The organism is Sneathiella sp. (assembly GCF_029233945.1).
In the GTDB taxonomy this organism is placed as follows: Bacteria; Pseudomonadota; Alphaproteobacteria; order Sneathiellales; family Sneathiellaceae; genus Sneathiella.
On the sequence record NZ_JARGOQ010000032.1, the window covers coordinates 1 to 12,988 of the forward strand.

12 protein-coding genes are annotated in these 12,988 nt (G+C 56.1%); 1 reads left to right on the forward strand and 11 read right to left on the reverse strand.

What is annotated here, in order from left to right:
- Positions 1-119: 119 nt before the first annotated feature.
- The gene (locus P1U71_RS11370; RefSeq protein WP_301105733.1) at positions 120-374 is read right to left on the reverse strand and encodes a FliM/FliN family flagellar motor switch protein; all 255 of its coding nucleotides are present in this window, start codon (positions 372-374) and stop codon (positions 120-122) included.
- A 120-nt stretch (positions 375-494) separates the two neighbouring features.
- On the opposite strand from P1U71_RS11370, the gene lipB reads away from it, so the two are divergent.
- Entirely contained in the window at positions 495-1,160 is a 666-nt protein-coding gene (lipB, locus tag P1U71_RS11375; protein WP_301105734.1) for a lipoyl(octanoyl) transferase LipB, read from the forward strand.
- 3 nt (positions 1,161-1,163) lie between these two features.
- On the opposite strand, the gene P1U71_RS11380 is transcribed toward lipB, so the two are convergent.
- From P1U71_RS11380 to rplQ, 10 genes are all read right to left on the reverse strand, one after another.
- A complete protein-coding gene (locus tag P1U71_RS11380; protein ID WP_301105735.1) occupies positions 1,164-3,131 on the reverse strand; it encodes an acetyl/propionyl/methylcrotonyl-CoA carboxylase subunit alpha in 1,968 nt (655 codons plus the stop codon).
- Positions 3,132-3,155: 24 nt separating this feature from the next.
- Positions 3,156-4,688, reverse strand: a complete 1,533-nt coding sequence (locus P1U71_RS11385; RefSeq protein ID WP_301105736.1) for an acyl-CoA carboxylase subunit beta — start codon at positions 4,686-4,688, stop codon at positions 3,156-3,158.
- A 9-nt stretch (positions 4,689-4,697) separates the two neighbouring features.
- Positions 4,698-5,399, reverse strand: coding sequence for an ATP12 family chaperone protein (locus tag P1U71_RS11390; protein WP_301105737.1), 702 nt, complete (start codon positions 5,397-5,399; stop codon positions 4,698-4,700).
- 96 nt (positions 5,400-5,495) lie between these two features.
- Positions 5,496-6,167, reverse strand: coding sequence for an HAD-IA family hydrolase (locus P1U71_RS11395; protein ID WP_301105738.1), 672 nt, complete (start codon positions 6,165-6,167; stop codon positions 5,496-5,498).
- Positions 6,168-6,226: 59 nt separating this feature from the next.
- Positions 6,227-7,900 (reverse strand): 2-isopropylmalate synthase, encoded by a 1,674-nt coding sequence (gene leuA, locus P1U71_RS11400; RefSeq protein WP_301105739.1) that lies wholly within the window; start codon positions 7,898-7,900, stop codon positions 6,227-6,229.
- 388 nt (positions 7,901-8,288) lie between these two features.
- Positions 8,289-9,287: an RluA family pseudouridine synthase gene (locus P1U71_RS11405; RefSeq protein ID WP_301105740.1), complete on the reverse strand. Its 999-nt coding sequence runs from the start codon at positions 9,285-9,287 to the stop codon at positions 8,289-8,291.
- Entirely contained in the window at positions 9,287-9,664 is a 378-nt protein-coding gene (crcB, locus tag P1U71_RS11410) for a fluoride efflux transporter CrcB (RefSeq protein WP_301105741.1), read from the reverse strand. Before crcB ends, P1U71_RS11405 begins: the two co-directional genes overlap by 1 nt.
- A complete protein-coding gene (locus P1U71_RS11415) occupies positions 9,661-10,977 on the reverse strand; it encodes a replication-associated recombination protein A (RefSeq protein WP_301105742.1) in 1,317 nt (438 codons plus the stop codon). Before P1U71_RS11415 ends, crcB begins: the two co-directional genes overlap by 4 nt.
- Positions 10,974-12,389: a Do family serine endopeptidase gene (locus tag P1U71_RS11420; protein ID WP_301105743.1), complete on the reverse strand. Its 1,416-nt coding sequence runs from the start codon at positions 12,387-12,389 to the stop codon at positions 10,974-10,976. Before P1U71_RS11420 ends, P1U71_RS11415 begins: the two co-directional genes overlap by 4 nt.
- 154 nt (positions 12,390-12,543) lie before the next feature.
- Positions 12,544-12,981 carry a 50S ribosomal protein L17 gene (gene rplQ / locus P1U71_RS11425; RefSeq protein ID WP_301105744.1) on the reverse strand — a complete coding sequence of 146 codons (438 nt, stop codon included), beginning with the start codon at positions 12,979-12,981 and terminating at the stop codon, positions 12,544-12,546.
- Between the last annotated feature and the right edge of the window lie 7 nt (positions 12,982-12,988).

A 12,988-nucleotide genomic window follows, 5' to 3' on the forward strand; every position in this document is an offset into this window, starting at 1 on the left:
GTTACCGGACAGCGACCTCAACGCTGCGCGTCTACCAATTCCGCCACGACCGCACAATGGAGGAGGGAAATAACAAATGTTTGTCCCCCGCGCAACAACTGAATCGCAAATACCGCTAATTAAAATTCCGGGAGATTTTTCTTGACGCTGTCGGTGATCGAAATCCCGATGTTATCGTCAACGATAATAATACCGCCATAGGCAATCGGCTTGTTGTTGGCGAGGACAACCGCGTCATCATCCGCCCCGGCGTCGAGCTCAATCACCGCGCCGCGCCCCATTTTCAGAAGCTGGTGTATAGGCATGATGGCTTTTCCAAGAACTACGGAGAGTTCCACGTCCACGCCTTCAATCGCTTTGTCTTCCTCACTCATGCCCGTACATTCCTGTAAACCGAAGTTAGGCCATTATCAACCATCAGGGTTAACAGGTTATTAATGGCGCGCGGGGCCCGCAAATATTGCTGTTTCACCGGAAACTGCTATATAGCGTTCATGCAGGAAATTGAATGGAAAATCTCTGACGACCCGGTTCCCTATGAGGAAGCGCTCGCTGTGATGGAGGCCAGGGTCGCCGCCATTCGGGAGGGAACCGCGCGGGAGCTTGTCTGGCTGCTGGAGCATCCTCCGCTTTATACGGCAGGGACCAGCGCAGATGTGGCTGATCTTAAAGACCCGAACCGATTCCCGGTTCATAATGCAGGCCGTGGCGGGCAATATACCTATCACGGGCCCGGTCAGCGCATCGCCTATGTGATGCTGGACCTCAAGAAGCGCAATGCGGATATTCGCGCCTATGTTCAGGATCTGGAGGATTGGGTCATCGACCTGCTGTCGCAGTATCAAATCAAAGGCGAGAAACGCTGCGAGCGGGTCGGCGTCTGGGTTGACAGGGGTTTTCGTGAAGACAAGATCGCCGCCATTGGGGTGCGGGTGCGCCGCTGGGTGAGCTTTCACGGCATCTCGATCAATGTCGACCCCGATCTCAGCCATTATGAAGGAATTGTCCCCTGCGGCATTGCCGAGCATGGGGTGACCTCTCTCGTCGATCTTGGGATTCCCGTTAGCATGGCGGAGGTCGATATGGAACTGAAGGCCGCCTTCGAGCGTGTGTTTCTGAAAAACGGCGACCTCGGCACATTTGCGCCCGAGGCCGCCTGAGACTTATTCGAATTCCAGAATAACGTCGTCCACTGCCAGAATATCCCCTGCGCCCGCCTTAACAGCGGAGACAACCCCATCCTGTTCGGCGCGGAGAATATTCTCCATCTTCATGGCCTCGACCACGGCCAGCGCCTGACCGGCCTTCACTTCATCGCCTTCATTGACATTGACGGAAACAACCATTCCCGGCATTGGGCAGAGAAGGAATTTCGACATATCCGGCGCCACCTTGACCGGCATGATTTCGGCAAGCGCCGCTGCATTCGGTGTCCGTACCGACAGATCGACTTCCGCACCACCATGGGTCAGGCGGATAGCCCCCCGAAAGAGCGAGAGCTGCGCAATCATCTTGGCGCCATTGACCTTGGCCTTGATGCGTCTCTTGCCCGGCTCCCATTTTGAGCGAACGGCAATGATCCGATCGCCGATCTTCACATCGATGCCGCTTTTTGCATCCTCTGCGGAAATCTCAATGGATTTTTCCTTGCCCTCAGTCACGATCCAGTTTTCGGCGGCCTTCGCGACCACATCTTTCAGAGACCGGCTGACAGAGCGCAGATGGACAAGTACGGCAATCGCGACAAGTTTCTCATAAGTTTCATCGCTGAGCGGTGCACCATGGAACCCTTCGGGATACTCCTCGGCAATAAAACCAGTGGTGAGATTGCCCGCCTTGAAGCGCGGATGATTGCAAACCGCATTCAGGAAATTGATGTTGTGGGCGATACCGCTCACCTCATAGGCATCAAGCGCGCGGCCCATTTCCTCAATCGCCTCATTACGATCCTTCCCGTAGGTGACCAGCTTTGCGATCATCGGATCATAGAACATGGTAATCTCGGAGCCTTCGGTCACACCCGTATCAACCCGGACATTATCCCCCTTGGGCACTTTATAGCGGCTCAGACGGCCAATGGAGGGCAGGAAGCCCCGATATGGGTCCTCGGCATAGAGACGGCTCTCCAGCGCCCAGCCAGTGAGCTTGATGTCCTTCTGCGTCAGGCTCAGCTTCTCGCCATAGGCAACGCGGATCATCTGCTCGACAAGGTCGATCCCGGTGATCAGCTCCGTTACCGGATGTTCCACCTGCAGACGGGTATTCATCTCCAGGAAATAGAAGCTCTTGTCGCTGCCGACGATGAACTCGACCGTTCCGGCGGAATGATAATCCACCACATTGGCCAGCGCGACCGCCTGCTCGCCCATGGCTTTACGCAGCTCTTCATCGACGAAGGGGCTCGGTGCCTCCTCGATTACCTTCTGATGCCGCCGCTGGACAGAGCATTCACGCTCTCCCAGATAGAGGCAGGTGCCATGCTTGTCGGCCAGAACCTGAATCTCGATATGGCGCGGATCGACAACGAATTTCTCGATAAAGATGCGGTCATCGCCGAAGCTGCTGATCGCTTCATTCTTGGCGGACTGGAAACCTTCTCTTGCCTCCTCGTCATCATGGGCAATGCGCATGCCCTTCCCGCCGCCGCCGGCGGAGGCCTTGATCATTACCGGATAACCAATCTCCTTGGAGATTTTAACGGCATGTTCCGCATCCTCGATCAGGTCCATATGACCCGGAACGGTGTTAACGCCGGCGTCCAGCGCCAATTTTTTAGATGCGATCTTGTCGCCCATGGAGGCGATGGCCTTCTTACCCGGCCCGATAAAGGCGATCCCCGCCTCATCCAGCGCATCGGCGAAGGCCTGATTCTCAGAGAGAAAGCCATAGCCCGGATGCACCGCCTCCGCGCCGGTCTCCTTACAGGCGTTGATAATTTTCTCGATAATGAGGTAACTCTCGGCCGCCGCAGACGGTCCGATATGCACGGCCTCATCCGCCATCTGCATATGCACAGCGCCGTCATCCGCATCGGAGTAAACGGCAACGGTCTTGATGCCCATCGCACGGGCGGAGCGGATAACACGGCAGGCGATCTCGCCACGGTTGGCTATCAGGATCTTTTTAAACATTTTTCTTTCCCTTTACCTTCGACCCTATAGCGGAATATTGCCGTGTTTTTTCCACGGATTTTCCAGTTGTTTATTTTTCAGCATGCGTAGTGATGTGGTGACACGATGCCGGGTATTGTTCGGCATGATCACATCATCGATAAAGCCCCGATGACCGGCGACAAATGGATTGGCGAACCGGGCCTGATATTCGTCGGTGCGCTTCTGGATTTTCTCCTCATCCCCGATCTCGGAGCGGAAGATGATCTCCACCGCGCCCTTGGAGCCCATGACGGCAATTTCCGCCGACGGCCAGGCATAATTAACGTCGCCGCGCAAATGTTTGGAGGCCATCACGTCATAGGCCCCGCCATAGGCTTTGCGGGTAATCACGGTAACTTTCGGCACCGTTGCTTCCGCATAGGCATAGAGCAACTTCGCCCCATGCTTGATGATGCCGCCATATTCCTGCGACGTGCCGGGCAGGAAGCCGGGAACATCGACAAGGGTGACGATCGGGATGTTGAAGCAGTCACAGAAACGCACGAACCGCGCCGCCTTCTTGGAGCTGTCGATATCAAGACAGCCGGCGAGAACCATTGGCTGATTGGCCACGATACCGACAGTCTGCCCATCCATGCGGCCAAAGCCGGTGATGATGTTCTTTGCAAAATTCGGCTGAATTTTGAAGAAATCCCCCTCATCCACCAGCTTTTCCACCAGTTCCATCATGTCATAGGGTTTGTTGGCATTGGCGGGGACTAGTGTGTTGAGCGATTTTTCCTTGCGGTCCGGATCATCGAAGCTGTCGCGGACGGGCGAGGATTCCAGATTGCTGGAGGGGAGGAAATCCACAAGACGGCGCACTTCCGTCAGGACTTCCATATCATTGTCATAGGCGTTATCGGCAACGGATGACTTGCCGGTATGGGTCCCGGCCCCGCCGAGTTCTTCCGCCGTCACCGTCTCGTTCGTGACGGTCTTCACCACATCCGGCCCCGTTACAAACATGTAGGAACTGTCGCGGACCATGAAGATAAAGTCAGTCATCGCCGGGGAATAGACCGCGCCGCCCGCGCATGGGCCCATGATGACGGAGATTTGCGGCACAACGCCGGACGCCATTACATTGCGCTGGAAAACCTCGGCATAGCCTGCGAGGCTGTCGATGCCCTCTTGAATACGGGCGCCGCCAGAATCATTAAGGCCGATGACCGGCGCGCCGACCTGAACGGCCTTATCCATGATCTTGCAGATTTTCTTGGCGTGGTATTCGGAGAGGGAGCCGCCGAAGACAGTAAAGTCCTGACTGAAAACAAACACCAGCTTGCCGTTGATCGTGCCATGACCAGTAATGACGCCATCGCCCGTGACCGTTTCTTCCTGCATGCCGAAATCGACGCAGCGATGCTCGACGAACATATCCCATTCCTCGAAGGAGCCCTCATCGAGAAGCAGGCTGATCCGTTCCCGCGCGGTAAGCTTTCCCTTGCTATGTTGCGAGTCGATCCTTTTCTGACCGCCCCCGAGCCGCGCTCTGGCCCGCTTCTCTTCAAGCTGCTGAATGATGTCCTGCATGTCCCCTCCTCAGGTAATAATGCCGCTTAATTGTAGAAAGCGCTCGCTTGCTGCAAGGCTTTTCTTGTTATTGTTCCGCCGATTAACAGCTTCTGCATCCGATCCCCAGAATTCCATCACATGGGTTTCGTCAAGTTCACTGATATCAAACGCCTCTTCCGCCGTGACATGCCCATCAAGCACCGCGAGCGCGATCACCAGAGAGCCACATAATGAGGTAATATTATAAAGCGGCGCAAGCGTCATATCATTTTGTGCCACCACCACATCCCGCATCTTGGTCAGCGCCTCTTCCGGCTGCTGTATATGCATGATGCCCTGGCAGGCTTCTAAAGTAACCTTATGGCGCGTCTCGATCCATTCCAGCATCGGATCCCACGCCGCCGACTGCTTCGCAACCAGGCTCATCGGATGGCTCGCCCGATAGCAGACAAGATCCGTTCCGCCATAGCCCGCGATTTCCTCAATCACTTTGTCCCGCTGCGGGGTGACCCGGTCAATGGCGGTTGCCGCCGCTTGCATGAGCGGCATGGACGACGGATCAATGTCCGTAACTTGCGCATCCCATTCTTCGGCAATGGCTTCCGCGAGCGCGCGGGTTGGCAGGCGCAAATGCGCCTTGGCCGGCGTTTTAATCACCCGCCCGTCAAGCTGAACGGAGTAAGCTCCGCCCTCTTTCTCTGCCGTCACTTTTTTGTAAAAGCGTTTCATCCCTGTTCGCTTTCGCGCCTTTAACCTAACAGTCGTTTGGCTTATAGCGATTGCACGGGAAAAAGCAAGGTCGGACTTGGATTTTTTGGCAAAACCTCAAGCCGCCCCGACGATTTTCGGCAGTTCATCAAATCGGTCAATCAGCTTCTCTGCCCCGCTTTCGCGCAGTTCAGCGTCATCATGATAGCCCCAGGTCACGCCGATCCCGCGGCAGCCCGCATTTTTCGCAAGCATCATATCAAAGCTGGTATCCCCGATCATGAATGTTTGCTCCGGCAACGCGCCCGTCATCGCCATCGCCTTTTCCAGCATCTGGGGATGTGGTTTACCGGGATTATGGTCGGGGGTCTGAAGAGAGCTGAAATAGCCATCAAGGCCATGTTGTTCAATCACCGCATTCACGCCGCGCATCGACTTTCCGGTCGCGACTGCCATGGCAATATTCCGGCTTGCGAAATGCTCCAGCACCTCCCGCACACCCTCGAATAACGGCTCATGATGATCGGCCTGCAATCGGCGCTTAAAAAAGGCGCCTTTATAGCCCATGACAATCTGCTCCAACTGAGCATCCTTTAAGGGGGTTTGCGCGAGATGCCGCACCGCCACGTCCGGGTTGAGACCGATGGAGCGACGAATATCCAGATCCGTCGGTGCAGGCAGCCCTGCGTCTTCAAACGCAATCCGCATACAGGCAACGACATTATGCGCGCTATCCACCAGCGTGCCGTCGCAATCGAAGACTACGAGAATATCAGTCGCCTTTGTCATCCGTACCTGCTGCTAAATTGAAGGGCCGGAAAATACTAAATTCACCGACCCTTATCGACTTATTGATTTTGCGACCGATTGACCGCACTTGTAATCGCCTTGAGGGAGGCAGTCACGATATTCGCATGACGACCGACACCGAAGATCGGCTCGCCTTTGTCATCGCGCATTTCAACATAGGCAACCGCCACGGCGTCGGAGCCAAACCCGGTCGTATGCTCCCGATAGTCATTGACCTTGAGATCAAAGCCATAGGCCTGTTTGAGAGCGGACATATAGGCATCTATCGGCCCGGTGCCGACGCCCTCGACCGTCCGTTCCTTGCCCTTCTCGCGGATCGTTGCGATCAGCTTGCGCCGTTCGGATGCGTGGGTATCCACTGTCGTCTGATGATCGACGAATTCAATATCCCCCTTGGCGTTGAGATACTCATTTTCGAAAATCTCAAAGATCGTTGCCGAAGAGAGCTCTTTTCCCGTCTCATCGGTCACGCCTTGCACAACCTTGCTGAGTTCAACCTGCAGGAGACGCGGAAGCTCAATGCCGTAGTCTTCCTCCAGAAGATAGGCGACGCCGCCCTTGCCGGACTGGCTGTTGACCCGGATCACCGCGTCGTAATTGCGGCCAAGATCAGCGGGATCAATCGGCAAGTACGGAATGGCCCAGAGCGGATCGTTTGATTTTTTCAAGGCCCCGAAGCCCTTCTTGATCGCGTCCTGATGCGAACCCGAAAAGGCCGTAAAGACAAGATCGCCGCCATAAGGATGGCGCGGATGGACCGGCAGCTGGTTACAATATTCGACGGTGCGGACAACCTCGTTGATGTCACTGAAATCAAGCTCGGGATCGACACCTTGGGTGTACATATTCATGGCGATATTCACCACATCGACATTACCGGTGCGCTCGCCATTGCCAAACAAGGTCCCTTCCACCCGGTCTGCGCCCGCCATAATACCGAATTCGGCGGCAGCAACGCCGGTGCCCCGGTCGTTATGCGGATGCAGGCTCAGGATAATCTTTTCCCGCTCCGGCAGGTTGCGGTGCATCCATTCGATCTGGTCGGCATAGATATTGGCGCTTGCCACTTCAACCGTCGCCGGCAGATTGAAGATAATCTTGTTATCCACCGTCGGCTTCCAGATTTTCATCACCTCCGTACAAACCTCACAGGCGTAGTCGAGCTCCGTCTGGGTAAAGCTTTCCGGTGAATATTCCATCTGCACCAGAGTTTCCGGCATTTCATCCGCGAGTTGACGGACCAGCTTGGCCCCGTCAATGGCGATCTGCTTGATGCCGACCTTGTCCAGATCGAACACCACCCGGCGCTGCAATGTAGACGTCGAGTTATACAGATGAACGATGGCCTGCTTCGCACCCTTAATACTCTCGAAAGTGCGGCGGATCAGCTCTTCCCTCGCCTGCGTCAGCACCTGGATTTTCACATCATCAGGAATCTCCCCTTCCTCAATCAGGAAGCGGACGAAATCGAAATCAGTTTGGGATGCTGAAGGGAAACCAACCTCGATTTCCTTGAAGCCGAGTTCGACCAGATGGCGAAACATGCGGAGTTTACGCTCATGCCCCATCGGTTCGATCAGCGCCTGATTCCCATCGCGCAAATCCACGCTGCACCAGATAGGGGCCTTGTCGATCACCTTCGTCGGCCATTGTCGATCCGGTATATTAATCGGCTCGAACGCCTTGTATTTATCGCCGGGTGTGAATGTCATTTTTCAAATTCCTCTTGTCTCGCTTGGACGCCACGCGTCCCGTGTATCTTATATATTCAGTTCAATGCAGCCTGCATACGGTCGCCGGGTGCCGCGCGTACCCGAGCGACCGCCTGGAAGTCGAGAGAGCCCCCCGGAGGAGTGAAGACACTCTTCCTGCCATGAACCGTTTGAATTTTCAGAGATGGACGACCCAGAGGTCTTCGTTACATACATTCGTTTATCCGACAATTTTGAGAATAGGACAGCTCTCGCCCCGGCACCAAGTTCAGAGTGCCGGGCCTATAAGTCGTAGGCTCAATAGTCGGTTCGAATTCATCATGGGTGAAAATTTAGCGATTGAAAGCCATTAGTCAAGCCAAAAGCGGCAATTCCCGCGCCCGCGGAGTTAGAGTTCCATATCCAGGAACGGATCTTCATAGTCATTTTCCTGAAATCCGAACAGCTTCCAGCTCTCCGCCATATGCCGATCCAACGGTGCTGTCACGGTCAGGTCGCCCCCATCGGGGTGGGAAATCGTTATCTCCCGCGCGTGCAGATGCATCTTCTTGCTGACGATGCCGTCGAGGAAAGCTTCCGGCCCGCCATATTTGCCATCGCCAACAATGGGCGTGCCGAGTGCCGCCGCATGAACACGCAGCTGATGCGTCCGTCCGGTGAGTGGCTTGAAGGCGACCCAGCAGGCCTTCTGCGCGGCAAGCTCAACTACCGAGTAATCGGTGATTGCCGTCTGCCCTTCCCGGTCGACAACCACTTTCTCGCCGTTGGAGGTAACGATCTTGGCAAGGTTATAGCTGATTGTTCCCTCGCGCGGTTTCGGAACGCCCGCGAGCAATGCCCAGTATATTTTCCGCGTTGTGCGACGCTTGAATGCCTCCGCCAGATGCTTTGCCGCCAGTCTTGTCCGGCCCAACACCAGAACACCGGAGGTGTCCTTGTCCAGACGATGCACAAGACGCGGCTTCTCCGGATAGTCAAACCTGAGTCCTTCCAGCAGGCCGTCGATATGACGATTCTGGCCACTTCCGCCTTGAACAGGAAGACCCGCCGGCTTGTTGAGGACAATCACCGCATCATCCATATGCAGGACCATCTGCCGGATGTCTGCGATATCCCGATCGGAAAGTTTCTCTTCCTGCGGCGCACGCGGGCCTCTTGCCTGCACCGGCTTATAAACATCATCCGCCAGAGGCGGCACCCGCACGGTCTGCCCCGCCTCCAGACGATCATTCGCCTTGGAGCGTTTCTTATCGACCCTGATATCACCCTTGCGGAGCAGTTTCTCGAGCTGCCCATGGGTGAGGCCTGGAAAATGTGCCTTGAACCAGCGATCAAGCCGCTGATCCGATTCATCATCGCCGACAATAAGATGCTGAACCCGGCTCATTACAATACCGCCCGCATCAGATGAAGCCCAGCGAACAACCCAGCAATAGAGAGCACCACTGACATCAGCACATAAATCGCTGCCGAGAGGGTTTCGCCCTTCTCAACCATCAATGCAACGTCGAGCGAGAAAGCCGAAAAGGTTGTAAATCCGCCCAGAAAGCCCGTCACCAGCAAAACCCTGATCTCGGGTGGTGGAGACCAGCGCAGCGCGATCAGTTCAATCAAAACGCCCATCAGGAAGGAGCCAACGATATTGACGAACAAGGTTCCATACGGGTAACCCGGCCCCAACTGCCGCAGCATGATTTGCGCCACGCCATAACGCGCACAGGCGCCGAGCGCGCCGCCGATTGCCACTGATAGGAACATATTCATTTATCTGTCTTTCCGGCCTGTCTCTCCGCCCGTAGCCGCGCCCAATAGTCCAGGCGCTTCTTTATGTCGCGTTCAAATCCGCGCAGGGCCGGAGAATAATACTGCTCGCGCTTCATTTCATCGGGAAAATAGCTCTGGCCCGAAAATCCATCTTCCGCATCATGATCATAGGCATAACCCGCCCCATAGCCCATATCCTTCATCATGCCCGTTGGCGCGTTCAGGATATGCTTGGGCGGCATGTGGGAACCATGCTTGCGCGCCGCCTTCTTCGACTGACTAAAGGCTCGATACCCTGCGTTTGATTTCGGCGCCGTGGCGAGGTAGATCACCGACTGCGCGATGGCGAGATCCCCCTCCGGGGAGCCGAGAAACTGATAGGCTTCCTTCGCCGCGTTGGCCTGCACCAGTGCGCTGGGGTCCGCCATGCCGATATCCTCTACCGCAAACCGGACCAGCCGCCGCGCGAGATAAAGCGGGTCCTCCCCCCCGTCCATCATGCGGGAGAACCAGTAGAGCGCCGCATCCACATCCGAACCACGCAGCGACTTATGCAGCGCGCTGATCAGGTTGTAATGCCCGTCGCGATCCTTGTCATAAGCTGGTGCACGTTTGGAAATAACCTGAGATAGCGCCTCGGGATCGAGCATTTCCTCGCCTGAATGAAAGACCGCCTCCACCATATTCAGGAAAAACCGGCCATCCCCATCAGCAAGTTGCAGGAGCGCCGTCTTCGCCGCCTCATCGAGCGGAATGGGACGCCCTTCCAGTTCCTCCGCCCGCTCCATCAGGACACGAAGAGAGGTTTCGTCATGGCGGTTGAGGACCAGCACCTGGCAACGCGAGAGCAAGGCGCCGTTCAACTCGAACGAGGGGTTTTCCGTGGTCGCACCGACCAGCGTGATGGTCCCATCTTCGACGTAAGGCAAAAACCCATCCTGCTGCGCGCGGTTGAAGCGATGGATTTCATCCACAAACAGAAGGGTTCTCTTGCCATCCTGCCGCCGCATCTTCGCCGCCTCGAAAGCTTTGCGTAAATCGGCAACGCCTGAGAAGACGGCGGAAATCTGCTCAAAATGCATATCCACTTCCTTGGCGAGCAGGCGAGCGATGGTCGTTTTGCCCGATCCGGGCGGTCCCCAGAAAATAATTGAAGCGAGCCAGCCCGCATCCAGCATGCGTTTCAGCGGCGCGTCCTTTTTCAGAAGATGATCCTGCCCCACCACCTCCTCCAGACGGGAGGGGCGCAACCGATCCGCGAGCGGCCGATCTGCGCCGCCGTCGGGGAGCCCTGCGTCAAACAGGCTGGTCATAGATTAACCTTGAAGGACAGGGTTCGCCCGTTGCGACGGATCGCGATCTGCCAACTTCCTTGCGCGGATTCAAGCACCTGTTTAGCCTGCTCGACATCCGTAATTTTTTCCCCGTTGACCCGGAACAGGATATCCCTTGGCCGGAGGCCATAGCGCTCCGCGACGCTTCCCTTGGTCGTTCCGGCAACGACAACGCCTTCCGAGAAAGCGGAGAGGCCCAGCTCCAGCGCATAGGCCGGCGACAAATTCCCCACCACTGATCCGGACAGCGGGTGACGGCCCGTCAATGTCTCTATGCTGCGCGGCGGGATTTCCGGTGCGGGCTGCAGGTTCATCTCCAGCGTCATCCGCTCCCCATCCCGATAGACAACGAGGCGTGCAGTCTTGCCAATCACACTTGACGCGACCCGGAAGGTAAGTGTTTCCGGCCCGAGGATTTCCTTGTCATCGATGGAGACGATAACGTCCCCGACGCGAAGGCCCGCCTGATAGGCGGCACCATAAGGATGAACGCGATTAATCAGCACACCCCCCGGCTTTTCAAGGCCGAGACCGTCGGCGACATCCCCGGTGATCTCCTGCCCACTTGCACCAAGCCAGGGGCGAACCACCTTCCCTGTTTCAAGGCCGTTTGTAAGCACAGCCTTCACCAGATTGGCGGGGATCGCAAAACCGATACCGAGGGAGCCGCCGCTTTTGCTGAAGATCGCTGAATTAATGCCGGCTATCTTGCCATCCATGGTCAGGAGCGCGCCACCGGAATTGCCGGGGTTAATTGCGGCGTCCGTCTGGATAAAAGACTGGATATCATTGGCAACCCCTGCGTTTCGATCAAGGGCAGAAATAATTCCGCTTGTCACGGTCTGACCGACGCCGAATGGATTGCCGATTGCGATAACAAGATCACCGATCTCAAGGACGTCCGAATCAGCAAATTCCAGAAAGGGGAGCCGCTCGCCTTCCACATCGATTTTAAGGATGGCAAGGTCCGTCCGCTCATCCGAGACGATTACCCGTGCATCAAACTCGCGGCGGTCGGAAAGCGCCACGGTAATTTCATCGGCGCCGTTGACAACATGGTAGTTGGTGACGATAACCCCGTCACCATCCACCAGCACGCCGGAGCCCAGCGAATTCTGGATCTTCTGGCGTTGTTTGGGCGGACCGAAGTTGTTGCCAAAGAAGCGTTTGAAGAAGGGATCATCGAACAGGCTCGGTCGGGTCTGGGTCACACGGGTCTTTGTGAAGATATTGACAACCGCCGGCACTGCTTTTTTCACCAACGGGGCGAAAGAGAGCATGATCTGCACCTGGCTTTGCGGGACCACATCCTCAGCCTGAACGGGCACAGCCGTCCCAATCAGGGCCAATAGAAGAATGCCGGATGCGAGTTGCCGGAGATATCTTTTCATGCGTGTCAAACCGGTTCCAAGTGAGTTCTGCTTCGTCTTTATATAGATGTCCATACTAGCGTGATTTTCAATCGGTTGTCAGCCTGGTAGGCATCAGGGCGAAAAAAAAGGCAGCCTTCAAAGACTGCCTTTTCATTTCTTTGCGCGGATCGTCTTACGCGACGGCTTCCGCCTCTAATTCGTCTTCATCGACGGCGCTCTGATCCGGGCCGGAATCCTGACCCTTGGCATCCACATCCCGGTCTACCAGCTCAATCACGCCCATCGGTGCGGCATCGCCTGTGCGAAAGCCTGCTTTCAGGACGCGGGTGTAACCGCCGCTGCGTTCCGCATAGCGCTCACTCAGCGTTGTGAACAGCTTGTCGACTGCCGATTTCTCATGCAGCTCGGACAGAGCCTGCCGACGCGCATGAAGATCGCCGCGTTTGCCAAGCGTAATCAGCTTTTCAACGACAGGGCGCAGTTCCTTCGCCTTTGGCAGGGTCGTCTGGATTTGCTCATGCTTGATCAGGGACGCCGCCATATTGGCGAACATCGACTTGCGATGAGCAGAGGATCTGTTGAGCTTACGCCCGGATTTACGATGCCGCATTTTTCTT